The sequence below is a fragment of the Rhodobacter maris genome (assembly GCF_900217815.1).
In the GTDB taxonomy this organism is placed as follows: Bacteria; Pseudomonadota; Alphaproteobacteria; order Rhodobacterales; family Rhodobacteraceae; genus Rhodobacter; species Rhodobacter maris.
Map to the genome: position 1 here is coordinate 149777 of NZ_OBMT01000002.1, position 25547 is coordinate 175323.

Here is a 25547-nt window from a genome sequence, read left to right on the forward strand (position 1 = left end):
CCCTCGTTTTTCTACATATTCTAACAATAGAACGTGTTTTAGCCACTAATCCGGGCATCTGCTCAGGATTTGTGATACCGCTTCATCCGGCGTTAAGGTCTTTTTTGCAGGATCTGCCCCGGGATTTCGGAGCGCAGGCATGGCAAAGTCAGTCAAGACCAGGACCTTCTTTTCACATCTGATCGGCATGGCGCTGATCGTTTTTTTCAGCACGCTCGCGGTCGGCGGGTCGCTGGGATTCGCGGTCTACATCGACAACCAGAGCAAGAAAGAAAGCATCGCCATGGCGGCGCTGAAGGAAGACCTCGGCGCGGTGGAGCGTGGTTTTGCAGCCGCGCGCGACATAGAAACACAGTTTCGCGACCTGCATGACGAGAGCCTGATCACCCGCCACGAGGCGCAGATCGAAGCGACCGGAGAAGAACTCGAGAAGATGGTCGCCGCGGCCAATGGCCTCGGATTCGAGGATCTGGCGGCGCAGACCGAAGCGCTGCACGAACCGCTGCTCGACTACGGCTCAAGCTTCCTCGAGCTTTCAGACAACCTGCGCGTGGTCGGGCTTGATCACGATTCCGGGCTGCAGGGCGAGCTGCGCAAGGCCGTGCATGACGCCGAGAAAATCATCGACTCGCTCGGCATGCCCGATGTGCGCGCCTCGCTTTTGATGCTGCGCCGCCACGAGAAGGATTTCATCTTGCGCATCGACCCGGTCTATATCGACAAGGTCGATGCCGAGGTCGCCAACCTGCTTGCCTATCCGGCGGAGAAATACCCCTCTGCACAGCATCGCGCCCGGGTGGTGAAGAAGATCGAGGCCTATCAGGAAACCTTTCATCTCTTCGCCGATCTGTCGTTGCAACTGCATGACTTGATCATCTCAAGCGACGAACAATATCACGCGATGCTGCCCGAACTGGACCAGTTGCGCACGCATATTGCCGAAAACAGCGACGCGCTCGAGGCTTCGGCCGTCCAGCACAAGCTGATGGCAGGCGGCGTGATCGCTGTGACCGGGCTGATCGGCTTCATCGCGCTTGCCTTCGGGGCGTTCCGGCTCTTCCGCGCCACCGTGGTGCCGCTGAAGAAAGTTTCGGAGGCGGTGGAAACGCTTGCGGGCGGTTCGACCGAGATCAGCGTACCGCAATCGCGGTTGCGCGAGGTGCAGGCGATCGGTGCGGCGCTGAGCACCTTCCGCGATGCCATCATCGAGCGGCGTCGGCTCGAGGCGGAACATGCCGCCGAAACCGAGCGCGCCGCGGCAGCGCGTGCCGAACAGGCCGACCATGAGGCCGCGGAAGCCCGCGCCAAGGCCGCGGCCGCCGAAGCCGAGCGCCTCGCCACCGCCGAGCGGGTCGCGCGCGAACACGCCGCAGCGCAGGAAATCGCCGCCGTTGTGGCCGCCTGCGCCGAAGGCGATTTCTCGCAACGGTTGCGCACCGACGACAAGGAGGGCGTCTTTGCCGAGCTGTGCGAGGGCGTGAACCGGATCGGCGAAGCCGCGATGGACGGGCTCTCGGCGGTGCAGGACGCGCTCGACCAGCTCGCCCAAGGCGATCTCACCCACCGCATGCCCGAGCGCTTCCACGGCGTCTTTGCCGAGATCGCCGCGGCAATGAACCGTTCGACGGAAAGCCTGAACGGCACGCTGACCAATATCACCGTTTCCGCCGCCTCGGTCGATACCGCGGCCAGCGAGATCTCCGGGGCGACCGACGATCTGGCACGCCGGTCCGAACGCAATGCCGCGACGCTCGAACAGACCGCCTCGGCACTCGAGCAGATGTCGGCCACGGTGAAATCGGCCGCGAATTCCGCCGAGGTCGCGCGGGTTGCGGTGGATGACATCTCCGGCAAGGCAGGCGCCGGGCGCAAGGTGGTCGAAAGCGCCGTCGCCGCGATGGACGAGATCAAGAGCTCCTCGGATGCGATCGCGAAGATCCTGCAGGTGATCGACGATATCGCCTTCCAGACCAACCTTCTGGCGCTCAACGCCGGCGTCGAGGCGGCGCGGGCGGGTGAAGCGGGGCGCGGCTTTGCCGTGGTCGCCTCGGAAGTGCGCGCCCTCGCACAACGCTCTTCGGAAGCGGCGCGCGACATCGCCCGGCTGATCGAAAGCTCGAGCACCAGTGTCGGGCGGGGCGTGGATCTGGTGCGCGATTCCGGCCGGGCTCTGCGCGACATCGTGGCGGGCGTCGAGGATGCCGCCACGAAGATCGCCGAGATCGTCACCGCCTCGCGCGAAACCGCCGCCGGGATCGGGGAGATCTCGAACGCCACGACCGAACTCGACCGCACGACGCAGCATAATGCCGCCGTGTTCGAACAGACCAACGCCGCGGTGCGCTCGCTGCAGGGCGAAGCCAATGCGCTGGCAGAGGCGGTCTCGGCCTTCCGGCTCGAAGTGCAGGGCGCCCCGAGCGCCCCCGCCGCCTGGAGCGCCCGGTCGGCCGCCCCCGGGCCTGCGCCGCGCACCGAGGAAACCCGGTTCGTCTCGCGGCGCCGCGCCTGAACCGGCTCAAGATGCGCCTTCAGAGGTCCGGCGGTTCCAGACCGTCGGGCCTTTCGGTTTCATCGCCGCTCCGCGGCCAGACCCGCTCTTTTCCGCGCTCTCGGGTCTGAAACGTCGCTTCGGCTCCCGGAGCCGGCCCGCCGGAACCGCCGGATTGCGCGCGCCTTCGGCTCTGTCGCGCATTGCCGCAAATCCGGTTTACAAGCCCGGTGAATGCGGTAGTCATGGGCGAGATGCCGCAACCCCCCGGGGTCCGCCGCCTGCCTCCCTCTGACCATCCGAGCCACCGATGAAACTCCTGCGCGCCATGACCGTGACCCCGCACGGCTCTCTTTTCGAATGGGGCGGCAGCGCCGCCATCTTCGCGCTTGCGCTCGGGCTAAGGTTCGAGACCGAGGGGCTCTTGCCGCCCGGTTATCCGTTCCTGACCTTCTTCCCGGCGGTGTTCCTGACCGGTTTTTTCGTCTCCACCCGCGCAGGCGTGGTGATGGCAGTGGGCTGCGGGCTCGCCGCCTGGTTCTTTTTCGTCACGCCGGAGGGCACGTTCCGGCTGGGCGGGCCGGGGCTTCTGGCGATGGGGTTTTATGCCTTCATCGTCGCCACCGAGCTTTTCGTAATTGCCGCGATGCGGGCCGCCCTCGGCAAGCTGCAAAACGAGCGCGCCGACTGGGCCCGGCAGGCGCAGCAGAACACGCTCATGTTCCACGAATTGCAGCACCGCGTTTCCAACAATCTGCAGGTGATCGGCTCGATCCTGCGGATGGAGGAGCGCAAGGCCCGCGACCCGGTGGCCAAGAAGGCGCTCAACACCGCCGCGGCGCGGCTGGGCGTGATCGCCTCGCTGCAGCGGCAGTTGCACGACCCGCGCCGCCAGGTGACCGAGATCGGCGCGCTGATGCAAAGCGCCCTGCCCGAGATTGTCGCCGCAGCGAACCTGAGCCAACGCGTGCGCCTCGCCTATGACCTCGTGCCGCTCGCCATCCCCGCCGATCAGGCGACGCCGGTTGCGCTGATCGTGGTCGAGATGGTGTCGAACGCGCTCGAACATGCCCTGCGCGAGACCGGACGCACCACGATCACGCTGCGTACCCGGCTGAAAGACGGCATTGCGACGATTGCGATCGAAGACAATGGCACCGGGCTTCCGGAGGATTTCGACCCCGGACAGCCCAAAAGCCTCGGTCTGAGGCTGGCCACGCAATTCGCGGCCCAGCTTGAGGGCACGCTCGGCTTTGACGCGCGCGACGGCGGTGGCACGGTGGTGACGCTGACCTTCCCGCCCAAGCCTGCCGATCCTGCCGCAGCATAATGCAAAGGGCCCCCGCGGGGGCCCTTTGTGGTCATGTCTGCAGCGATCAGAGTGGCGGCTGGCCGCGCAGCGCGCGCGCCACGAGCGCGATCACGAACAGGATCAGGAACAGGAAGAACAGCACCTGCGCGATCGAGGCCGAAGCCCCCGCAATGCCGCCAAATCCGAGCGCGCCGGCGATCAGCGCGACGACGAGAAAGGTCAGGGCCCAACCCAGCATGATGGATCTCCTTTTGAGCTGTTTCGAGGGGGACCGCGCGGGGTTCGGGGCTGCGCGGCCTGTGTACCGGATCAACGTCCTGCCCGGCCCGGCGTTCCCTCACGAAAGCGTCAACCCTCCGCGCCGGGCTCTGCCTCTATCGGCTCCGGCGGCTCCGGCGGGGCGGCATTGCGCTCTTCCCCCGCGGCAAGGGCGGCCGGTTGGAAGCTCAGGCGCAGAACATAACGCGGCGGCGCATCCGCAGGGCCTCCCGGCTCGGGGCCGCGTTCAAGCCTCCCGCCGAGTTGCGCCGCAAAGGCGGTGAGAAGCTTGGTGCCAAACCCGTCCGACGGCGGCACCATATCGGGTGCGGCAGGCGTATTGGCCGCGCTGAAGGGCGCGAGCGCATTGACCACTTCGAGAAGCGCCGAGCCATCGAGCCGATGCGTCAGCGCCACCCGTACCGGCGCCGCCACCTCCGCCCCGCGCCAGGCATGTTTGAGCACATTGTCGAGCGCCTCGGTGAGCAGAAGCGCCAAAGCCACCGCCTGATCGGGCACCAGCCGGATTTCTTCCACTTCGAGATCGAGATCGAAGGGCCGCTCGGCGGTGGAGCCGATCTTCAGGATATGCTTCGCGATCCGCGGCAAAAGTTCATCGGCGCGGATATCGGTCTGACCCGAAGTGAGGTAAAGCTCGCGGTGGATCGTGGCGAGGCTCAGCACCCGCTCCTGCACGTTCTTCATCGCCGCCCGCGTCTCGTCCGAGCGCGCCCGGCGCAGCTGCATGTTCAGGATCGAGGCGATGAGCTGGAGATTGTTCTTCACCCGGTGGTGCACCTCGCGCAGGAGCACCTCCTTCTGGTGGATCACGTTTTCCAGATAGGCCTCGTCATGGAGCACCGCCTCGGTCATGTGCTCATGCGCGCGGGCCACATCGCGCAGCTCAAGCGGCGCGCCGCGCATCGAGAGCGGGCGGATGCGGCGATCGCCGCGGGCAAAGGCTGTGATGGACACGCGCAAAGCGCGGACATGGCGCAGCACCTGCCCCTCGGCCGCGAGCCAGGCCACCATCAGGCTCGCCGCCCACATCAGGAACGGGAAGGCAAAGGGCGGCCAGTTCGCCAGCAATCCCTCGTCGTCGAGCGTATCGGCGGGCCAGGAAGCAAGCAGATAGAGATCACCCTCCGAGATCGGCACCACGGCAAAGGCGCGGCGACGGCCATCGGCGGCGCGGTCGAGAAAGCTTTGCCCGCCCTGACCGATGAAGGTGCCGAGCGGGCGCGCAGCGGGAAGCGCGCGGGCGACATGGTCGAGCCCGGTGGTCGCCGTGAGCACCTCGCCCGTGCCGTCGAAGGTGACGATGGCCAGCGGGCGCTCGCCGCCCTGGGTGGCGGCAATGCCGCGCCCCTCGAAGGTTTCATGCGGCATCGAAACCGCGGCAAAGCCCAGGAGCGCCCCCGCCCCGTCGCGCACCGGCAGCGAAAAGCTCAGGATCGAGGTGCCCGAGATCGGCCCCTGCCGGTTGACGTAAAGCAGCGGGCGCGGATTGGCGCGCTGATCGGCGAGCCAGTCCGAATGGGTGAGCGTGAAGGGAGCCTCCTGCGAGGTGCAGGTGATCTTGCCGTCGAGGGGAACAAAACCGACGAAGGAATAATCCCCGCCGGCCGCTTCCTTGATCTGATGCATATGGGCCGAACAGCCCGCGGGATCGTCACGCCATTGGGGCAGCCCCGCCGCCATCGCCATGGCGGTGCCGCGCGCCTGCATCAGAAGGTCGATCTGCGGCGCCGCGGCGATCAGCGTCTCGCCAAGAATCGCGGCGCGCATCCGGCTCTCGGCAAGCCGGTTCGAGGCAAGCTGCTGGGCAAAGCTCAACAGGGCGAGCGGCAGCAGCACCACCCCCATCATCAGCACGAGACGCGCGCCGAGGCCATCGACGCGCGCAAAGATCCGCTTGATCGTTCTCATGCTGCCTGCGGGCCACCCGGGCCCGCCACGGCCTGAAGCGTCAACGGGTTGTCGGAGATCAGATCCTCCCCCTCGGCCAGGCCAAGGAGTTCTCCAAGCCGCGCCCGCGCCCGGTTGGCGCGGCTCTTTGCCGTGCCCACCGCGCAGCCCATCATGCCCGCGGCCTGCTCATAGGAATACCCGTTCGCGCCGACAAGGATCAGAACCTCGCGGTGCTCGGCCGAAAGCTGGTCGAAAGCGCGGGTAAAATCCGCGAGCGCGAGGCGCCCGTCATGCGCAGGTTTGACCGCAAGCGTCGCGGCATGCAGCCCGTCGGGGTCGGCCACTTCGCGGCGGGTCTTGCGGCGCGCAGAGTAAAAGGTGTTGCGCAGGATCGTGAAGAGCCAGGCCTTCAGATCCGATCCGGGCTGGAACTTGTCGAAATTGCTCCAGGCTTTCAGGATCGCCTCCTGCACGAGGTCATCGGCCTCGGAGACATTGCGCGTGAGCGAGATCGCAAAGGCACGCAGCGCGGGAATATGCCCGGCCAGTTCGTCACGCGGGTCGGGAACGCCGGCGGGCGGGGCGAGAGCGTTGGAGGCGGTCACCGGCTGCCCTCCGGCTCGTTGTTGCGCACGCCGTCCTGCTGCGCCTTCAGCTGCGCCAGCAGCGCCTTGAACCGATCCGGAATCTCCGGGTCGATCGCGGCCTCGTAGACGCGCTTGAGGTTTTCGTCGATGTCGCGCCGCAGTCCCGGCTTGCCCTTTTCCTCTGTCATCTCTTGCGCCATGCTCTTTTTTTGCGTGTATGTGTCCGTCTTCGGGAACCCAACGCGCCCCCGCGACGTTCGGTTCCCAGAAAAACTCGCAATCGGGAGAAAAATCCATGACCTCCACCGCAACCCTCGACCTGTCGCAAGCGATTGCCGGGGAGCTTCCCTATCTGCGCCGCTACGCGCGCGCGCTGACCGGAAGTCAGACGAGCGGGGATGCCTTTGCCGTGGCGACGCTGGAAAGCCTGCTCGTCGATCCTTCGGTGGTGGAAGCCGCGCCGCGCCCGAAAGTGGGGCTGTTCCATGCCTTCCATCTGGTCTGGGCGAGTGCTGGCGCGCCCGGCAGCGAGGCCACCGAAGGCCCCGCGGCGCGGGCTCAGGCGTTGATGGCGGGGCTTACGCCCAATTCGCGCGAGGCGCTCCTGCTGCAGGCGATCGAGGGGTTCAGCCAGGAGGAGATCGGCGCGATCATGCAGATCGAGACCGACGAGGTCGCCACGCTGATCGCCGCCGCCAATGACGAGATGACCCGCGCCGTCACCGGCCGGGTGATGGTGATCGAGGACGAGGCGATCATCGCGATGGACCTTGTCGATATCGTCACCGGGGTTGGGCACGAGGTCACCGGCACCGCGCGCACCCGCGCCGAGGCGGTAGAGCTTGCCCGCAAGCATCGCCCGGACCTGATCCTTTCGGACATCCAGCTTGCCGACAATTCCTCGGGCATCGACGCTGTGAACGACATCCTGCGCGAGATCGGCGAGGTGCCGGTGATCTTCATTACCGCCTTCCCCGAGCGGCTGCTCACCGGCGAGAAGCCCGAGCCCGCCTTCCTGATCACCAAGCCCTTCTCGGAGGAACAGGTGCGCTCGGCGGTGAGCCAGGCGATGTTCTTTGCCTCGACCGAGACGCTGGCGGGCTGAGCGGAATCCCGCCAGTGCGCCCCTCAAAACCCGCCTCATGGCGGGTTTTCTTTTTATAACAAGTCGTTGTGAAATGAGGAACTGAGGCGCAGGTTTTCGCGTTTTCTTCTCACAGCGCCACTGAGGGCGCAGTCGAAAAGGGAGATTACCATGATCCGCAAGACCATGATTGCCACCACCACCGCCGTTATGCTCGCCTCGAGCGCGCTCGTGGGGCCGGCGCTCGCCAATACGACGCCGGTGCATGAGGTGGATGTCGAGACCGACATCACTGCAATCGCCAACCCGAAGGCCGCTGACTATTGGGGCCGGATCTCGGACGACCTGCAAAGCGCGATCGCCGCGCGGCTGGCGGAAAACGACCAGCTCGCCCCGCAAGGCGCAGTGCTCGATGTCGATATCGACGAACTGGCGCTCGCGAACACGTTCGAAAAGGTGACTAGCGATGAAGATGCGGTTCTCGTCGGGACCGTGCGCGTGCTCAATCGCGACGACCGCTCGCCGATCGACAATTACACCGTGACGGTGAACACCGCCGCCGCCCATGCCTTCGACAAGGAAGGCAAGCTGAAGGAAGGCGCCTATTTCGACAGCCCCGCCTATTATGTGGCAATGGTCAATGCCTTCGCCAATGGCGTGGTGTCGCGGCTCGAATAAGCCGCCGCCCGGAAAAAAGCTCCGGCCGCCGCGGGGAAGGCGGCGCCCGGAAGACCCGCCGCCTTGCCGCGGCGGGTCGGACCCGGAGGATCCGGTGATCCTCCGGGTTTTTGCGTGCCAGCCCGCAACGCGCATCACACCGCCCGGTTCCCGAAAAACTGCAGTCCATTCCGGCTCTCAATATGTTCAAAAACGCACATAAATTACATCAATTACCATTTGCACTTGCATCTGAGCGCAGTATTTCTGTCCGGGACCAATATCGGGAGCGCCAAGCTCCCCGCGGACCACATGAAGGACCACACCCATGAAAGACACATTCGAGATTGCCGTACTCGTCGGCAGCCTGCGCGAAGGGTCGCTGACCCGAAAACTGGCCGAAGCGCTGGCCGATCTGGCACCTGCCACGCTGCGCTTCAAATTCATCGAGATCGGTGATCTGGCGCTTTACAACCCCGATCTGGACACCGACACGCCCCCCGCCCCCTGGGCGCGCCTGCGCGCCGAAATCGCCGCCGTCGATGGCGTGCTCTTCGTCACCCCCGAATACAACCGATCCGTGCCCGCCGCGCTGAAGAACGCGATCGACATCGCCTCTCGCCCCTATGGCGCGAGCGTCTGGAGCGGCAAACCGGCCGCCGTTGTCTCGGGCTCGGGCGGCGCGCTCGCGGGCTTTGGCGCGAACCACCATTTGCGGCAGATGCTCGTCGTGCTCGACATGCCGGTGATGGGCCAGCCCGAAGCCTATATCGGCAATCTCGGCAGCCTCTTTGACGATCAGGGCAAGGTCACATCTGACGAGACCCGCGCCTTCCTGACCGGGATCTCGGCCGCCTTTGCGGCCTGGGTGGCGCGCCACACCACAGCCTGAACCCCGCATCGGCTCCCCACCGGGGAGCCGTTTTACTTCGGACCTTTCATGACCGACATGACCTCCTCAACCACCGATTTTGCCCCGACCGAAAGCCGCCGCGCCCCGCTGCGGCTGATCCTTGCCGGGCTGATGCTGGCGATGGTGCTCGCGGCGCTCGACCAGTCGATCGTCAATACCGCGCTCCCCGCGGTGGCGAGCGATCTGGGGGGCATGGCGCATCTCTCCTGGGTGGTCACGGCTTTCATGCTGTCCTCGACCAACGCCACGCCGATCTTCGGCAAGCTCGGCGACATGTACGGGCGACGCAACCTGCTTTTGGGGTGTATCACGCTTTTCATCCTCGCTTCGGCGCTCTGTGGTCTTGCGCAGTCGATGCCGGAACTGATCGGCTTTCGGCTGCTGCAGGGGATCGGCGGCGGCGGGCTGATGACGCTGACGCAGACGACGATCTCCGATGTGGTGGGCCCGCGCGAGAGGCTGCGGTATCAGGGCCTCTTCACCGGCGCCTTCGCCTTTTCCTCGCTCGCCGGGCCAGTGCTCGGCGGCGGGCTCACCACCGCCCTCTCTTGGCGCTGGGTCTTCTATGTGAATGTGCCGGTGGGGCTCGTCGCGCTCGCGCTGCTGATCAGCGCGCTCAAACTGCCCGCGGTGGAAAAGCGCCGTCACCATATCGACTGGTTCGGCGCGCTCCTGCTCACCGGTGCCGCCACTGCGCTGCTGCTCCTCTTCTCGCTTGCGGGTTCGGTGTTTCCGCGCATCTCGCCGCAATCGGGCGCGCTGCTGGCCGCGGGCCTCCTGCTTCTTGCCCTCTTCGTCTGGCAGGAAACCCGCGCCCGCGAGCCGATGGTCGATCTGAGCCTGTTTGCCATCCCCGCCTTCACCATCGGTGCGGTGACCACGGGGGCGATGACCTTCGCGATGATGAGCGCGATGGTGTTCCTGCCGCTTTACCTGCAACTCGTGCTGGGCATGAGCGCCGCGCAATCGGGGCTCGTGATGGTGCCGCAGATCGTGATGATGCTGCTCTCTTCGGTGCTGGGCGGCCGGCTCTCCGCCCGCATCGGGCGGCCGAAACTCTTCCTCGTCGGCGGCATCGCGCTTGAGGCAAGCGGGCTCGGGCTGCTGGCGCTGATGGCGCATCAGGAGGCGGGGGTGGTGCCGGTGCTTGGTGCGCTCGCGGTGCTGGGCACCGGCATGGGGAGTGCCATGCCCAATGCCACCGTGATCGTGCAAAATGCCGTGCCGCGGGTCAGCCTCGGCGTGGCGACGGCGGGCATGTCCTTCCTGCGCTCGCTCGGCGGGGCCTTGGGCGTTGCCGTCTCGGGCGGCGTGATGACAAGCCTGCTCGCCACGAAGCTGCAGGGGCTTGAGGGCATCGACGCCGCCGGGATTGCCACAGGCGGCATAGAACTGATCGCAACGCTCTCGACAGCGCTTCAGGCCGAAGTCGCCGAGGCGTTCCGACAGGCGATCTCCGCAAGTTTCCTGATCGGCGCCGGAGTGATGGCTCTCGCGCTCGGGATCGCGCTGCAATTACGCGGCACCGAGCTTGGCCCGACAGGCGCGGGAAAAACGCCCGCCCTTGACGCAACGGCAGAAAAAAGCGCCTGATCACGCAAGCGTGTGCGCCCGGCAGCGACCGATCAGCGCGCCTCGCGCGTATCCTTTCAGATCCTTCCCAGTTGCCGAGGTGCCATGCCGGCCTTTCTTCCCCGCCCCGCTTCGATTATGCTGCGCCACCTCTCGCGCCGCCTGCTGCTCGCCGCTCTGACGCTTGGCCTCGCCGCTCCGGCGCTCGCGCAGCAAGGCCCGCCCGGTGGCACGAGCGGGCCGAGCAAGGTGGGGGTGGTCACGCTTGAGCAATCCGACGTGCCCTACAAGATCACCGTGCCGGGCCGGGCCGTGGCCTATGAAGAGGTTGATATCCGCCCGCGCGTGGCCGGAGTGATTGCCGAGATCCTTTATAAGGCGGGCCGTCCGGTGCAGGTGGGTGACCCGCTTTTTGCCATCGACGGCGACACTTACGAGGCGGACCTGAAATCTGCCGAAGCGGCGGTGGACAGCGCCGAGGCCGCGCTTGAGGCCGCCCGCGCCACCTATGCGCGCTACAAGAAGCTCGAAAGCACCTCGATTTCGGTCGAAGATGTCGATACCGCCCGCGTTGCCGTAGCTTCGGCGGAAGCCACGCTGCGCTCGGCGGAGGCTGCGCGCGATACCGCAAAGCTCAACCTTGACCGCACCCGCATCACCTCGCCGATCTCGGGCGTGCCCGATGTTGCCTCCGTCTCGACCGGCGCGATTGTCACCGCAAACCAGACCGATGCGCTCACCACCGTGACCCGGCTCGATCCGATCTATGTCGACGTCGAGGAATCGAGCCGTCGCATGCTTGAACACCGCGCGATGCTGGAAACCGGCAAGCTGGTGCGCGGCGAGAAAGTCGATTTCGCGCTGACGCTCGAAACCGGCGAGATCTATGAACGCAAGGGCAGCTTCGTCTCGCCCGGAACCACCGTCTCCTCGACCACCGGCACCACGGAGATGCGCATCCAGTTCGACAACCCCAACCGCAAGATCCTGCCCGGGCAGTTTTTGCGCGTGACCATCACTTTGGGCACGATCCGCGCCGTTCTTGTGCCCCAGCGCGCCACGTCGCGCGCGTCGGATGGCACCTTGAGCGCCTTCGTGGCGGTGGATGGCAAGGCGGAAAAACGCGCGCTGATTTCGAGCGGAACCTATGAAAACGCCTGGATCGTCACCGATGGCGTAAGCCCCGGCGAGGCGCTGGTGGTGGACGGGCTGACCAACCTGCAAGACGGGGCCGAGGTCGCACCGGTGCCGGTAACGATTGACGCGACGGGCGTGGTGCAAGACGCGGCGGCGGCCGACAGCGCGCATGCCGCGCAGGAGAACTGAGCCGGTCATGGGCAACATGTTCCTCAAACGCCCCGTCTTCGCCTGGGTTCTGGCCATCATGACGATGCTCGCCGGTGCCGCCTCCTTCACCAAGATGCCGGTGGCGCAATATCCGGACATCGCGCCCACCACGGTGCGCATTTCCGCCACCTATTCCGGCGCCACCGCCGACGCGGTGCTCAACTCCGTGACCCGGGTGATCGAGGAGAGCCTCACCGGGCTCGACGGGCTTCTCTACATGGAGAGCACTTCGAGCAAGGGCTCCGCCTCGATCACCCTCACCTTCGACGGCTCGATCGAGCCGGTCGATGCGCAAAACGATGTGCAGACCAAGGTGAGCAACATCCTCTCCGACCTGCCCACTTCGGTGCAGACCGCAGGCGTGAACGTGCGCCGCTCTTCCTCCGACATCCTGATGATCGGCACGCTCGTCGATACCCGCGGCAAATACACGACGCTGCAACTGGGCGACATCCTCACCGAACAGGTCGAGGACCAGATCGAGCGCACCGAAGGCGTGGGCGATGTGCATGCCTTCGGCTCGGGTTATGCGATGCGGATCTGGCTCGACCCGCTGGCATTGGTGCGCTTCCAGCTCACCCCTGCCGATGTGACCTCGGCGGTCGAGGCGCAGAACACCACGGTTTCGGTCGGCGCGCTCGGCAGCCAGCCCAGCACCGAGGGCCAGCAATTCACCGCCACCATCACCGCGCAAAGTCAGCTCACCACCACGGCGGAGTTCGAGCAGATCCTGATCAAGACAGAGGCCGATGGCGCCTCGGTGCATCTGAGCGATGTCGCCCGTGTCGAGATCGGCCAGGAAAGCTATGGCGGTGACGCCTATTTCAGCGGAGCCCCCGCCGCAGGCTTCGCTGTGAACCTTGAGACCGGCGCCAATGCGGTCGATACTTCCGCGGCGGTGCGCGCCACGCTGGACCGGCTCACGACGGCGCTCCCCGCCGGGCTCGAATTCCGCGTCGCCTATGACACCTCGCCCTTCGTCGAGCTTTCGATCGAGCAGGTGGAACATACGCTGCTTGAGGCGGTCGGGCTCGTGGTGCTGGTGCTGATCGTGTTTTTGCAAAGCTGGCGCGCCACGCTCATCCCGCTGATCACCGTGCCAGTGGTGCTTCTGGGCACGCTCGCGGTGCTTTATGCGGCGGGCTATTCGATCAACACGCTGACGATGTTTGCCATGGTGCTCGCGATCGGGCTTCTGGTCGACGATGCGATCGTGGTGGTGGAAAACGTCGAGCGGCTGATGCGCGACGAGCGCCTGCCCGCACCGGAAGCCACGGCGAAAAGCATGGGGCAGATCACCGCCGCGCTGGTCGGCATCAACGTGGTGCTCGCCGCGGTGTTCCTGCCGATGGCCTTTTTCCCGGGCTCGACCGGTGTGATTTACCGGCAGTTCTCGCTCACCATGGTCACGGCGATGGCACTCTCGCTGCTTGTCGCCATCATCCTGTCCCCGCCGATGTCGGCGCGGCTGTTGCGGCTGGGCGATGCCGAACCGAGTTTTGCGCCCGCGCGCTGGTTCAACACCGGGCTCGACCGGTTCACCAATTTCTATGGAAACTCGGTGGGTCGGAGCCTGCGCGCGCCGGTGATCATGCTTGCCGTTCTGGCCGTGGTGCTTGCGGCCGCCTGGGGCGTTTACGGGCGCATCACCTCCTCCTTCATCCCGACCGAGGATCAGGGCGTGCTGATGGCGATCATCGAGCTTGATCAGGGCGCAACCACGCAACAAACCAAAGACGTGCTGGACCGGGTCAACGACTACCTTCTGAACACCGAAAAGGCCGGGGTGGAGGCCAGCTTCGCCTCGCTCGGCTTTGGCTTCAGCGGCAGCGGGCAAAACCGCGGCATGCTGTTTGTGAAACTGCGCGATTTTGACGAACGCGCCAAGGATCCCTCCCTCACCGCCGCCGCCATTGCCGCGCGTGCCAATGCTGCCTTTGCCTCCGAACGCGCCGGGCGGGTATTTGTCAACCAGCCGCCCGCGATCCGGGGGCTCGGCAATACCGGCGGCTTCAGCTTTTACCTGATCGATCAGGCAGGCCATGGCATCGAGGCCTTGCAGGCGGCGGCGAAAGAGCTTGAGGCCCGCGCCGACAAGGATGCCCGGCTCACCACAGTGCGCGTCGACGGGATAGATGCCGAGAGCGCGTTGCGCCTCGACATCGACCAGCAAAAGCTCGAAAGCCTCGGGCTCACCCTCTCCGAGGTGAACGCGATGCTCTCGACCGTCTTCGCGGGCAAGGAGGTGAACGATTTCGTGCTTGGCTCCTCGCTGCGCCCGGTGATCGTGCAGGCCGACGCCCCCTACCGGATGCAACCTGATGACATCTTCTCCTGGTATGCGCGCAATTCCTCCGGGGAGATGGTGCCCTTCTCGGCTTTCGCCACCACCCGCTGGGAGCCGGTGCCCCCGAGCCTGAGCCGTTACGATTCAACCTCTGCCATCTCGGTTTCGGGGTCGGCCGCCAATGGCGTCTCGACCGGGACCGCGATGGCCGCGATGCAGGATCTTGTCGATGGGCTCGACGGCGGCTACGGCCTCGCCTGGACCGGGCTGAGCTATCAGGAGCAGCAATCGGGCAATCAGGCGCCACTGCTTTACGCCATCTCGGTGCTGGTCGTCTTTCTCGCGCTCGCCGCCCTTTACGAGAGTTGGACGATCCCCTTCGCGGTGATGCTGGCCGTGCCGGTGGGGGTGCTCGGCGCGCTCTTGGCCGCCTGGGTCTTCGGGCAATCGAACGACGTTTATTTCAAGGTCGGCATGCTCACCACGATCGGCCTTGCGGCACGCAACGCGATCCTGATCGTGGAATTCGCCGAAAGCCTGCGGCAGGAAGGAAAAGCGCTCAAGGACGCGGCGATTGCCGCAGCAAGGCTCCGGCTGCGGCCGATCCTGATGACAGCGCTCGCCTTCATTCTGGGCGTGGCCCCGCTCGCCACTGCCTCCGGGGCGGGCGCGGCCGCGCAGAATGCGATCGGAACAGGCGTGATCGGCGGCATGGTCGCCTCGACCTTCCTCGGCATTTTCATGGTGCCCGCGCTTTATGTTCTGATCATGTCGCTGGCGGGCCGGCTCGGGCGCAAGACCGCCTGATCCCGTCCGACCAAACCCACCGCAGCAGACCGAGACCGCGCCCGGCAAGACCCCGGGCGCGGTTTGCCGTTCATTCCCGGCATGCGGTTTGGAGAACCGCCCGGAGGCGAAAGAAACTGGCGCGGCCGGTCTGGTTAGAATAATTTCATTTACATTTTTGTACCGTTTTAACATACATTAACCATCATGAATTGTGCGCTGGGACGGACTTCGTCGGATCACGCCCGAAGTGAAACCATGCGCGAGGGGGCGTGTCATGGAGTTATCGAAGACAGTGGCACAGTTTGCTGTCGCGACACGCGGCCTTGCGGTGCTGGTGATCGGCATCGTTGTTCTGGGCATCGCGCATAACTTTTTCTATGCCGACCAAGTGCAAAGCGCCTCGCTGCATCCGCTTGCGGCGGCGGGCTATCTGGTCGTGGCGCTGAGCCTCCTGCGGCGCCCGCATCCTGTGCTCACACTGGCGCAGGCTCTTTTTTTCCTGATCGCCACACAACGGCTTCTGGAAGCGGGGCTGCCGGGCTGGCCGGTTCTGGTCTCACCCGAGATCTTTGCGCATTGGGGCTACGATCTGGGGTTCAACGGTGCTTTCTCTCCCCCGACTGCCCGCGCCCTTCTGATCCTGAACGGGGCACTGCTGGCGGATCGGTTCTCAACCCCGCTCGCAACCGCGATCGTGGCGCTCGGCTGGTTCAGTGCCACCGGCGCCTTGTTCAAATTCGCCTTCAGCCTTTTCAACGAGTCGATCCAGTTTTCGGCCTTCTCGCTCGCTGCGCTGCTGGCGCTGCTCACCGCGCTGGTGTTGAGCCATGCCGAAAGTGCGCCCTTCCGCATTTTTCTTGCCCCGGGGGATCTGCGCCAGCCGTTTCTGGTGATGCTCGGCGCGATCCTCGCCCTGCCCTTCCTGAGCGGCGCGCTGCTCTCGCACACCGAAGACTTCAGCCACCACCATTTGGAGGGAATGCTCCATGTTTTCGAAGCGATGGAATATCTGTTGCTGGCAGTGGTGCTCTACACCGGCACCAAGCTGAACGCACAGCGCGAGAAATTTGACCATGCACTGCGCCACGATCCGCTGACCGGCGCGCTGAACCGGCGCGGATTGAACGATGCCATCGCCGAAAATCAGCGGCTAAGTGGGCTGATCCTGTTCGACCTCGACCATTTCAAGCGCATCAATGATACGATGGGGCATCTTGAGGGGGACCGGGTGCTGCGGGCGGTGGCCGAGCGGGTGCATGCCGAACTGGCACCGGGCGATGTCTTCGCACGCTGGGGCGGCGAGGAATTCCTGCTGCTGCTCGAGATCAGCAACCGCGGCCAACTCGCCGATCTGAGCGAGCGGCTGCGGCGCGCGATTGTCGCCATGCCGGGGCGGGCGGACCCCTTCCCTCAAGCGGAGCTCAGCGCCTCATTCGGCTATGGCACATTCGAACCGGAATGTGAGAGCCTGGCGGTGGCGATGGCCCGCGCCGATCAGGCCCTGCAACGCGCCAAGGAGGGGGGCCGCAACCGCTGCGTTGCGGCAGAAGGCCCGGATCCAACCTGACGTCAGCAGAAAAACAAAGACTGCAGCAGTCTTGCCGGGCGCCGCCCGCGCATTAGCTGGTTGGCGATTGCGACGAAGTTCCGGAGAATGCCATGACCGCCCAGCCCGAAATCACCCGCCACCGCCACGAGATCCGCCGCCGCAAACTCACCGTGCTGCGCCGCGAACTGGTCACGCCGCGGATGCTGCGCCTCACGCTCGGCGGGCCGGAGCTGATGGGCTTCACCTCGCTCGGCGCCGACGACCATATCAAGCTCTTCATTCCCGGCGCGCATGGCGAGCCGCAGATGCGCGATTACACCCCGCGCCGCTACAATGCGGACCGGGGCGCACTGGAAATCGACTTTGCGTTGCATGAGGCGGGCCCGGCCACGGCCTGGGCAATGGCCGCACAGGTGGGAGACACCGCGGAAATCGGTGGTCCGCGCGGCTCGCAGGTGATTTCCGGGCCGATTGCGCGCTGGCTGCTCATCGGCGACGAAACGGCGCTGCCCGCCATCGCGCGGCGGATCGAGGAAATGGCGCCGGGCACGCCGGTCACCAGCCTCGTTGCCGTCGAAGGCCCCGCCGAGGAGCAGCGGATCCGGACCGCTGCCGCACATGTCGGGCTCTGGGTGCATCGCACCGATCCGACCGATGCGGCCGGGCTCTGCGCCGCGCTGGCGCGGATCCCGCTCTCCGAGGGCACTTTCGTCTGGATCGCCGCCGAGGCCGGAGTGGCGAAAGCGCTGCGCGCCGCGCTCACCGACCGCGGGCATCCCGCATCCTGGCTGAAAGCCGCGGGTTACTGGGTCGCGGGCGAGGCAGATCGCTCCGAGAAAGAGCTCTGAACGCCCTCACCGGCTCGCCCCCCCGCAGACACCGGCACCCGCAAACACCGGCCGCGGTACGATTGTCGCTGCGGCAATGCGCACCGGTTGAAGCGCCGCGAATCGTTTTCATCCGGCTAAAGCGTTAACGCCGCGGCGCAGCACCGGGCGCCCTTGAGCAGCCTGCAGCGGTTGCGCGTTCATGCACGAAAGTGCCAGAAGAAGCGGTGTTAACCATCTCAACTGACCGTTATTTATGCATTCATGCGTTTGATCAGTGCAGAAAAGCATGTGACCCCCACCATATTTCGGGGTATATGTTACTAAATTCTTAACGCGCTGCGGTCCTCGGCGTCTTCACGTCGCTGAAAGCGGGGAGCCGGGTGCGATGTAGATTGTTGAAGCCCTATGGGCGCGTTTTGTACTGGGGGGTAGCAGTGGCGTTTCAAGAGATGGAGTCCTTTCCGGGCGGTTTTGCAATTGCCCATCCGGTGCAGGGTCCGCAACCCGAAAGCCTGACGCGACAACGCCGCGACTCAAGCCTCTATGCGCGCTACGGAAAACGCCTGCTTGATCTCGGGATTGCAGTGCTGCTTCTGCCCGTGCTGCTTCCGGTGATGGCGGTGATCGCGCTGCTGATCCGCCTCGACGGTCATCCGGCCCTCTTCGTTCAGCTTCGGGTCGGTCGCGACGGCAAGCTGTTCCGCTGCTACAAGTTCCGCTCGATGGTGCCCGATGCCGAGCGCGTGCTGGCGGACATGTGCGCGCGCATGCCCTCTGTTGCGGCGGAATGGGTCACTTACCAGAAGCTCGCCAAGGATCCGCGCATCACCCGTGTCGGCAAGATCCTGCGCAGGACGAGCCTCGATGAGTTGCCGCAGATCTTCAACGTTCTCAAGGGGGACATGAGCCTTGTTGGCCCGCGTCCTTTCCTGCCGGCGCAGAAGGCGATCTACGACGAGGCGGGCGGGCGCGCCTATTACCGGCTGCGCCCCGGCGTGACCGGTCTGTGGCAGGTGTTCAGCCGCTGCGACACGACCTTCGGCTCGCGCATCCGGTTCGATGAGGCCTATGCGGCCAATATGTCGGCGCGGGGCGATCTTGCGCTGATCCTGCGCACCGCGGGCGTGGTGCTGACCCGTACAGGCGCCTGATCACCGGCACCTCGTAACCGGCACCTGATCACCGCGGGAACACCGGAACCGGCGATCAGAGACCAAGATATGCAAAGCCCCCCGCGCATGTGCAGGGGGCTTTCTTTTTTAAGCGCGGGATCTCAGTCAGCCGGCGGCGCGCAGCGCCTCCGGTCCGGCTTCGGAACTGGTGATACGGAACACCGCGCTGAGCTGGCGCAGGCTTTGCGCCTCGCCGAGCAGGCCTTGGGTCGCGGCGGAGTTTTCCTCAAACATCGCGGCATTGTGCTGCGTCACCTGATCGAGCTGGTTCACCGCGGCCGTCACCTCGGTGATGCCCGCCGACTGCTCGCTCGCCGCCGCAGCGATCTCTTCGAGCAGGCTGTCGAGCTTGCCGACCAGCACCTCGATTTCCCCGAGCGCGGTGTCGGAGCGCGCCGCCAGTTGCACCCCCGAATGCACCTGACGCGAGGAGGTCTCGATCAGCTCGGCGATTTCCTTGGCCGCTTCCGAAGAGCGCTGCGCCAGCGCCCGCACTTCGGAAGCGACAACCGCGAAGCCGCGCCCGGTCTCGCCCGCCCGCGCCGCCTCGACGCCCGCGTTCAATGCCAGAAGGTTGGTCTGGAAGGCGATATCGTCGATCACCGAGGTGATGCGCGAGATCTGCTCCGAGCTGCGCGCGATGTCGTTCATCGCCTGCAGCGTCTGGCGCACCACCTCGCGCCCGCTCGTCGTCGTGTCGCGGGTCTGCCCGACGGCTTTCGCCGCCTCGCGCGTCCCCGTCACCGATTGCTGCACCGACGAAGCCATCTCGTTCATCGCGGCCGCGGTTTCCTCGAGCGAGGCGGCCTGGGTCTCGGTACGACGGCCAAGTTCACTCGACGCGCCGCCGAGATGGCGCGCCTCTGTCTCGACCACACCGGTCGATTGCACGATCGAGGAGAGCAATTCCGCCATCCGTTCCACGGTCTGGTTGAAATCGTGCCGCAACGCCTCGTAGGACGCGGGGAAGGCGCTGTCGATCGTGGCGGTCAGATCGCCGCCCGACATCGCCCGCAGCCCGGCCGCGAGCCGGCTCACCACCTGGCTCTGCTCTTCTGCCTGCGCCGCGCGCTCCGCCTCGGCCTCGGCACGCAGACGCGCGCGCTCGGCCTCTTCCGCCATCTGCCGCTCATGCTCGGCGCGTTCGCGCTCCAGCTCGGCCGCGGCCCGCGCCGCCTCCGCATCGCGTTCCGCCGCCTCGCGCGCCGCAGTCGCCTCAGCCTGACGGCGTTCTTCCGCCTCCAGCCGCGCCTTGTCGCGCAGCCCGTCGCGGAACACCATCAATGCGCCAATGAGCCCGCCGATCTCGCCCGGCCCGGCATGCAGACCATCGACCGCCGTCATCTCGCCCTGCGCCAGCCGCGCGGTCGCTTCGGTCGCACGCCGGAGCGGGCGCACGATCGTCACCCAGGCAAGCCAGGGCGCAGCAAGCCCGATCAGCGCGCTCAGCGCCGCCACCACCATCATCGCGCGGATCGACTGGCTGGTGCGATCGGAGACATCGGCCGAGGCGGTCTCGATCCGCGCCAGCACGGCACCGCCGGCCACATCGGCGGCCTTGTCGATGGCACTCATCGAAACGTTGGCGCCGTCAAACGCGGCGTCCGCGGCGGCCCTTGCCTTGATCGTTGCCAGATGCGCCTTTGCCAGCTCCGCCTCGGGATCGGCCATCGCGAGCAGATCCTCGATCCGCGGACGCAGCGCCTCGGGCGTCTGCGCCACGATCTCGACGAGCGCCGCACGGGCGGCCGCCACAACCACGCTCTCGCGCGCAAAACTGGTCTCGCTGCGGGTCAGCGCCAGGCGCAGCGTTGCGGTGGCCAGATCGCGCACCCGCCCCTCGATCGTTTCCGCGATCAGCAACGGGTCAAGTTCGCTCGTCATCAGCCGCTCGATCGCCTCGGCATTCTTGCCCGACGCCGCCCGCGCGCCCTGGGTGAGCGCGAAGGAAAGATCGTCGATCCGGGCCGCCAGAGCGGTATCGAGGCTCTTGGCCAAGTCCTGCATCTCGCGCCGCTGCCGCCCCATCGCCGCATTGCCAAGCTCGATCATCCGCTTCGCCTGATCGGCGAGGCGTTCGAGATCGGGGCGCAGGTCATTGAGTGGCGAGCCCGCGTCGATGTGCAACAGCCGGTCGCGCATATGCGATTCCGAGGAGGCGAGCCCCTCGCGCAGGGCCGCCTGCGCCTCCGCATCGAGCCCGGGCGCCATCATACCCAGATTGCCGCGCAGCATGTTCACTTCGACGCGCAGCGTCAGCGCATCGGCGAGCGCGTTGAACTCGCGGTCCACGAGCCGGTCAAGCGTGCGGTCGACCCGGCGCACCGCCACCTCACCGCCCATCACCACGCTGAAATGCGCGTCATCACTCACTTCGAGCAACCGCTCGGAGACCTCGGTATTGAGCGTGAAGAGCCGCGTGATCGCCGCATCGGTGGTTTCGGTCGCACTGAAAAGCGCGCGCCGCGCCGCGATCAGAGCGGTGACTTCGCCCTCGGCCTCAGCCACAACGGGGCCGAGCGCGGCAAGGGCTTCCTGATTTTCCTGATGCGCCGCCACGATCCCGCGCAGATCGGCGAAATGCCTCTGCGCCGCCTGATCGGGCGCGTCGAGCGCACCCGCATCCTGCGCCGAGAGAATATCGACCATGTCCCGGGTCAGCGCCCCGGTGATGCCGCCAAGCTCCATCGTCGTGCGCAGCACCGGCACGTCATCCTCGACAAGGGTTGTCACCACGCGGTCGGTGGCGCGAAACACGCTCAGGCTGACCACCACCGCAACCGCGGTCACGGCCACGAGCGCGATCACGATCGCCACGATCTTCACGCCGACACTGGCAAAAAGGCTGTGCAGCTTGCCGATCATCTCATTTCCCTTCGATACTCATACGCGACAAGAGCGAGAGGCAGCGCCTCAACCACCCACCGCCGGGGCCACACAATCCGCCTTGGCCGCCTTGGCCGCCTCGGGCGAGAGCGGCGTGATCGTGCCCTCGGGCGAGATCTGCGTCAGGAACACCTCGTCGAGGCCCTGATTGTCGTCCTTGCCGAAATGCAGCACGAGCCCGTCCAGATCGACATCGCCAAGCCCCTGCAGCGCCGCCAGGTAGCTCGCGCGCGTGAGGGTCGCGCCGCTCGCCTCGAGCCCGGCAATCGCCAGCCGCCCGACCAGATAGCCTTCCAGCGAGATGAAGCTCGGCTGCGCTTCCGGATCAAGCGCCTTGAGCGCCTCGGTATAGCGCGCCACCACCGGAACTGAAGAGTCCATCGGATAGGGCACCACCTGCGAGATGATCACCCCCGCGCCGTCGCGACCAAGCTCGCCCACCAGCGCATCGGTGCCGACGAAAGAGATGGTGATGAAATCCGGGCGGAAGTCGATCTTCCGCGCCACGCGGATGAATTCGGCCACCGGCTTGTAGGCGCCAATCATCACCACGGCCTCGGCGCCGGAGCGACGGATGTCGAGCAGCGCCGCCTTCACCGCCAGCGTGTTGCGCGGATAGGCGCCGCGGGCGATCGGCTTGAGCCCGCGCCGGTCGAGTGCCGCCTCGACCCCCTTGAGCCCGGCGCGCCCGAAGCTGTCGTCCTGATAGAGAATGCCGATCCGGGTATAGCCGCGGGTATCGGCCAGAAGCTTGATCCAGGTCTCGGTCTCGGCATCGTAGCTGGCGCGCAGGTTGAACACATTGCGCAGCCCCGGATCACGCAGGAAGCCCGCCCCGGTGAAAGGGCCAAGCACGGGCCAACCCGCCTCGGTGGCCAGCGGCTGCGTGGCGGCCGAGGTCGGCGTACCGACCGGACCGATGAGGGCGATATGGTCATCCTTGGCGAGCAGCTTGCGCGTCTCTTCGACCGATTTCGACGGTTCATAGCCATCGTCGAACGCCTCAAGCACGAGCTTGCGCCCGGCCAAGCCGCCGGCGCGGTTGACCTCTTCGAACGCCGCGCGCAGCCCCGTGTTCATGCCCGAGCCAAGCGCGCCCGCGGGCCCCTCAAGTGCCGCCACCTGGGCGAAGCGGACCTCCGACGGGGTTACGCCCTGCTCGGCGAACGCCGTTCCGGCCACGCCGACAAGCGCCGCGCAAAGGATTGCAATCGTTGAAAAACTTCCGACTCTCATACCGAACTCCCGTGGCCTTTGCTCCCGACATACACGAAAGGCTTTAGCCTGCGGTTAATTGGCGCGGGGCCGGGGAGGCCGGGTCAGCGCTTGCAAGCGGCTGCAAAGACGCGTCAAATCCCGCCCAGCGGGGTTACAGCAAGGAGAGGGCCAAATGACTTCCTACCTCAAGACCATGCCCGATGCGCAGGGCTTCTTTGGCAGCTATGGGGGCGCGATGCTGCCGCCGCCGCTTGTGCCGCATTTCAAGGAGATCCGCGAGGCCTATGCGACGATCTCGAAATCGGCCGATTTCATCGCCGAGCTGCGCCAGATCCGCAAGCATTACCAGGGCCGCCCGACCCCGATCTCCTATCTGAAGAACCTCTCGAAGCTTTGCGGCGGCGCGCAACTTTATGCCAAGCGCGAGGATCTCAACCACACCGGCGCGCACAAGCTAAACCACTGCATGGCCGAGGGCCTGCTTGCCAAATTCATGGGCAAGACCAAGCTGATGGCGGAAACCGGTGCGGGCCAGCACGGGGTGGCACTGGCCACGGCGGCAGCCTATTTCGGCATGGACTGCGAGATCCACATGGGCGAGATCGACATCGCCAAGGAAGCGCCAAACGTCACCCGGATGAAGCTTCTGGGGGCCAAGGTGGTGCCGGTAGGCTTTGGCGGGCGCTCACTCAAGGAAGCGGTCGACAGTTGTTTCCAGAGCTATATCTCCCAAGCCGATCATGCCCTTTTCGCCATCGGCTCGGTCGTCGGCCCGCATCCCTTCCCGATGATGGTGCGCAACTTCCAGCATGTCGTCGGCATCGAGGCGCGTGAGCAATTCCTTGAAATGACGGGAGAACTCCCCGACATGGTGGCAGCCTGCGTCGGCGGCGGCTCGAATGCGATGGGGATCTTTGCCGGCTTCATCGACGATGCAAGCGTGAGCCTGCACGGCGTCGAGCCGCTCGGCACCTCCTCGAAGCTTGGCGAACATGCCGCGACGATCAGCTTTGGCGCGGATGGTGACATTCACGGTTTCCGCACCCTCGTTCTGACCGACGAGAACGGCGAACCGGCGCCCGTCCATACCGTCGCCTCCGGGCTCGATTATCCGGGCGTCGGCCCGGAGCATGCGCATCTGCACAAGACGGGCCGGGTGCATTACACCACCGCCGATGACACCGAGGCGCTGAAGGCCTTCTATGCGCTCTCGCGCCACGAGGGGATCATCCCCGCGCTCGAAAGCGCGCATGCGGTGGCCTTTGCGCTGCGCGAGGCGGCCGCGAACCCGGGCCGCTCGATCCTGATCAACCTCTCGGGGCGCGGCGACAAGGATATCGATTACGTGACCCAGACCTACGGGTTTGGCGAAGATCTCTGAAGGCCGCGCCTGGCCCCGGCCCCTCGGGCCGGGGTATTTCGCCTCGCCTTGCGAGGCGACCCGGGCGGGGGCTGCGCCCCCGCCCCCCCCGTCTCGCACCGCACCGGTGCATCGGGGGGCGGCCCTCAGCCCTGCTGGCCGGGAAGATCCTCGAGCACCGCCTCTTCCTCCGGCGGCTCCTCGTCATGCGGGCGGAACACGTGGGTCTGCACCTGACGCCGCGCGAGGCTCCGGGCCGCCTGATCGAGCAACACTTCATCGGGCGCGAAGAGCGGTGCGGGGGTGAAGCTTTCCACCACCACCGAAAGCTCCAGCCCGAGCGCATGAAGCGCCTGACCCAGCGCCTCATCGGCACGCACCAGAAGCCGCTCGGCATCAATCTGGCACGGCGCGCGGAACTGCCCCACGCAGAGCGCGGCCAGAACCAGATCTCCGCGCACTTCCGTCAGCGTCTCTTGTGTCATTGATCCTCTCCCCCGGCAGGCCCCCCGCCTGCGACCCGCATTATTCAACCGCAAAAGCCCCGGCGCAAGAGCCCCGGGGTGCAGGAATGCCGCAGCCGCGTGCCGTCAATAGCAGAACTTGTCGCGGAAAACGTGGCTGACAATTTCATCACGGGTGAGCCCGTGCACTGCCAGCTCGGCATCCGACATCTCGGAGAAGCGCACCACATCGCGCATCCGCGAGCCGGTTTCGACCGCGGCGACCAGCCGATCACCGATTGCCGCACCAATCTGGCCCATGCGGCTGCGCAGACCCTTCAGCGGGCCATTTTCTTTCTGAATGAACGTCGTGACGTAAGCCATGGAAACCTCCTTCGGGCAGAGAGTTTCCTCCCGTGGCGGCAAATTACGTCAACTCCCCTGCCCCAGCAACCGGCCCGGCCGCAATCCCGCCCTGCATTTTCTGCAACGCAGCATACATTTGCATACAGAAATCAGAGGCTTCCGGGGCGCACCTCAGCAGGCGTAAGCCTGCGCACGCAAAAGATAAACCGGCTCTCCGGGGACCACCGGGTCAAACACGACGGTATTGGCGCCGTCCTGTTTCGCGCTTTCGAGGATCTTGTTGCGGGCATAGCGCTCCGCCTCATGACCAACGAGCGGGCCATAGACCCCGGGTTCGTTGGTGATCACCGAGACCGCACGGCATTGCGCGACCTCGCCCGCAGTGGCGATGCGCACCTCGGGCACGCCGCGAAAGCCCGGGTCGTTGCAGCCCGCAAGCGCGAGAAGGCTCGCCCCCGACAGGGCAACGGACAGGATTTGGGATTTCATCTGCGCTCCTCTCACGCCCAGTTGCTCCG

Annotated in this window: 21 protein-coding genes; 12 read left to right on the top strand and 9 right to left on the bottom strand. The window is 65.9% G+C overall.

The window, feature by feature from the left end; genetic code table 11:
- Nucleotides 1–139 precede the first annotated feature (139 nt).
- Both CRO22_RS04965 and CRO22_RS04970 read left to right on the top strand, forming a co-directional pair.
- Nucleotides 140–2509 (top strand): methyl-accepting chemotaxis protein, encoded by a 2370-nt coding sequence (locus tag CRO22_RS04965; protein WP_097069021.1) that lies wholly within the window; start codon nt 140–142, stop codon nt 2507–2509.
- Between the two features lie 289 nt (nt 2510–2798).
- Nucleotides 2799–3818 carry a sensor histidine kinase gene (locus CRO22_RS04970; RefSeq protein WP_097069022.1) on the top strand — a complete coding sequence of 340 codons (1020 nt, stop codon included), beginning with the start codon at nt 2799–2801 and terminating at the stop codon, nt 3816–3818.
- A gap of 46 nt (nt 3819–3864) precedes the next feature.
- Here CRO22_RS04970 and CRO22_RS04975 read toward each other — a convergent pair whose 3' ends face one another.
- The 4 genes from CRO22_RS04975 to CRO22_RS04990 form a co-directional block, all read right to left on the bottom strand.
- Nucleotides 3865–4038 carry a DUF1328 domain-containing protein gene (locus CRO22_RS04975; protein WP_097069023.1) on the bottom strand — a complete coding sequence of 58 codons (174 nt, stop codon included), beginning with the start codon at nt 4036–4038 and terminating at the stop codon, nt 3865–3867.
- Between the two features lie 110 nt (nt 4039–4148).
- Nucleotides 4149–5987 carry a sensor histidine kinase gene (locus tag CRO22_RS04980; protein WP_097069024.1) on the bottom strand — a complete coding sequence of 613 codons (1839 nt, stop codon included), beginning with the start codon at nt 5985–5987 and terminating at the stop codon, nt 4149–4151.
- Complete coding sequence (locus tag CRO22_RS04985; RefSeq protein WP_097069025.1) at nt 5984–6574, bottom strand: RNA polymerase sigma factor; 591 nt, start codon at nt 6572–6574, stop codon at nt 5984–5986. Before CRO22_RS04985 ends, CRO22_RS04980 begins: the two co-directional genes overlap by 4 nt.
- Nucleotides 6571–6756 carry a NepR family anti-sigma factor gene (locus CRO22_RS04990; RefSeq protein ID WP_097069026.1) on the bottom strand — a complete coding sequence of 62 codons (186 nt, stop codon included), beginning with the start codon at nt 6754–6756 and terminating at the stop codon, nt 6571–6573. Before CRO22_RS04990 ends, CRO22_RS04985 begins: the two co-directional genes overlap by 4 nt.
- A gap of 95 nt (nt 6757–6851) precedes the next feature.
- Here CRO22_RS04990 and CRO22_RS04995 point away from each other — a divergent pair, with 95 nt between their 5' ends.
- From CRO22_RS04995 to CRO22_RS05035, 9 genes are all read left to right on the top strand, one after another.
- Entirely contained in the window at nt 6852–7661 is an 810-nt protein-coding gene (locus CRO22_RS04995) for a response regulator (protein WP_097069027.1), read from the top strand.
- 150 nt (nt 7662–7811) lie between these two features.
- Nucleotides 7812–8318 (top strand): hypothetical protein, encoded by a 507-nt coding sequence (locus CRO22_RS05000; RefSeq protein WP_097069028.1) that lies wholly within the window; start codon nt 7812–7814, stop codon nt 8316–8318.
- Nucleotides 8319–8625: 307 nt separating this feature from the next.
- Nucleotides 8626–9189, top strand: a complete 564-nt coding sequence (locus CRO22_RS05005) for an NADPH-dependent FMN reductase (RefSeq protein ID WP_097069029.1) — start codon at nt 8626–8628, stop codon at nt 9187–9189.
- A gap of 48 nt (nt 9190–9237) precedes the next feature.
- Nucleotides 9238–10803 carry an MDR family MFS transporter gene (locus CRO22_RS05010; RefSeq protein WP_217991872.1) on the top strand — a complete coding sequence of 522 codons (1566 nt, stop codon included), beginning with the start codon at nt 9238–9240 and terminating at the stop codon, nt 10801–10803.
- An 84-nt stretch (nt 10804–10887) separates the two neighbouring features.
- Nucleotides 10888–12108 carry an efflux RND transporter periplasmic adaptor subunit gene (locus CRO22_RS05015; protein WP_245860888.1) on the top strand — a complete coding sequence of 407 codons (1221 nt, stop codon included), beginning with the start codon at nt 10888–10890 and terminating at the stop codon, nt 12106–12108.
- A gap of 7 nt (nt 12109–12115) precedes the next feature.
- The gene (locus CRO22_RS05020) at nt 12116–15223 is read left to right on the top strand and encodes an efflux RND transporter permease subunit (protein WP_097069030.1); all 3108 of its coding nucleotides are present in this window, start codon (nt 12116–12118) and stop codon (nt 15221–15223) included.
- 256 nt (nt 15224–15479) lie between these two features.
- The gene (locus CRO22_RS05025) at nt 15480–16772 is read left to right on the top strand and encodes a GGDEF domain-containing protein (RefSeq protein ID WP_097069031.1); all 1293 of its coding nucleotides are present in this window, start codon (nt 15480–15482) and stop codon (nt 16770–16772) included.
- Between the two features lie 92 nt (nt 16773–16864).
- Nucleotides 16865–17602, top strand: coding sequence for a siderophore-interacting protein (locus CRO22_RS05030; RefSeq protein WP_097069032.1), 738 nt, complete (start codon nt 16865–16867; stop codon nt 17600–17602).
- 416 nt (nt 17603–18018) lie between these two features.
- Nucleotides 18019–18735 carry a sugar transferase gene (locus CRO22_RS05035; RefSeq protein WP_245860889.1) on the top strand — a complete coding sequence of 239 codons (717 nt, stop codon included), beginning with the start codon at nt 18019–18021 and terminating at the stop codon, nt 18733–18735.
- Nucleotides 18736–18861: 126 nt separating this feature from the next.
- Here CRO22_RS05035 and CRO22_RS05040 read toward each other — a convergent pair whose 3' ends face one another.
- Together CRO22_RS05040 and CRO22_RS05045 are read right to left on the bottom strand one after the other, a co-directional pair.
- Nucleotides 18862–21621, bottom strand: a complete 2760-nt coding sequence (locus tag CRO22_RS05040) for a methyl-accepting chemotaxis protein (RefSeq protein ID WP_245860890.1) — start codon at nt 21619–21621, stop codon at nt 18862–18864.
- Nucleotides 21622–21669: 48 nt separating this feature from the next.
- Nucleotides 21670–22878, bottom strand: coding sequence for an ABC transporter substrate-binding protein (locus CRO22_RS05045; RefSeq protein WP_097069034.1), 1209 nt, complete (start codon nt 22876–22878; stop codon nt 21670–21672).
- Nucleotides 22879–23032: 154 nt separating this feature from the next.
- Between CRO22_RS05045 and trpB the strand changes: the two genes are divergently transcribed.
- The gene (trpB, locus tag CRO22_RS05050) at nt 23033–24241 is read left to right on the top strand and encodes a tryptophan synthase subunit beta (protein WP_097069035.1); all 1209 of its coding nucleotides are present in this window, start codon (nt 23033–23035) and stop codon (nt 24239–24241) included.
- A 125-nt stretch (nt 24242–24366) separates the two neighbouring features.
- Here trpB and CRO22_RS05055 read toward each other — a convergent pair whose 3' ends face one another.
- From CRO22_RS05055 to CRO22_RS05065, 3 genes are all read right to left on the bottom strand, one after another.
- Nucleotides 24367–24705, bottom strand: coding sequence for a hypothetical protein (locus tag CRO22_RS05055; protein WP_097069036.1), 339 nt, complete (start codon nt 24703–24705; stop codon nt 24367–24369).
- A gap of 105 nt (nt 24706–24810) precedes the next feature.
- Nucleotides 24811–25047 (bottom strand): DUF1127 domain-containing protein, encoded by a 237-nt coding sequence (locus CRO22_RS05060; protein WP_097069037.1) that lies wholly within the window; start codon nt 25045–25047, stop codon nt 24811–24813.
- 153 nt (nt 25048–25200) lie between these two features.
- Nucleotides 25201–25518 carry a hypothetical protein gene (locus CRO22_RS05065; protein WP_097069038.1) on the bottom strand — a complete coding sequence of 106 codons (318 nt, stop codon included), beginning with the start codon at nt 25516–25518 and terminating at the stop codon, nt 25201–25203.
- Between the last annotated feature and the right edge of the window lie 29 nt (nt 25519–25547).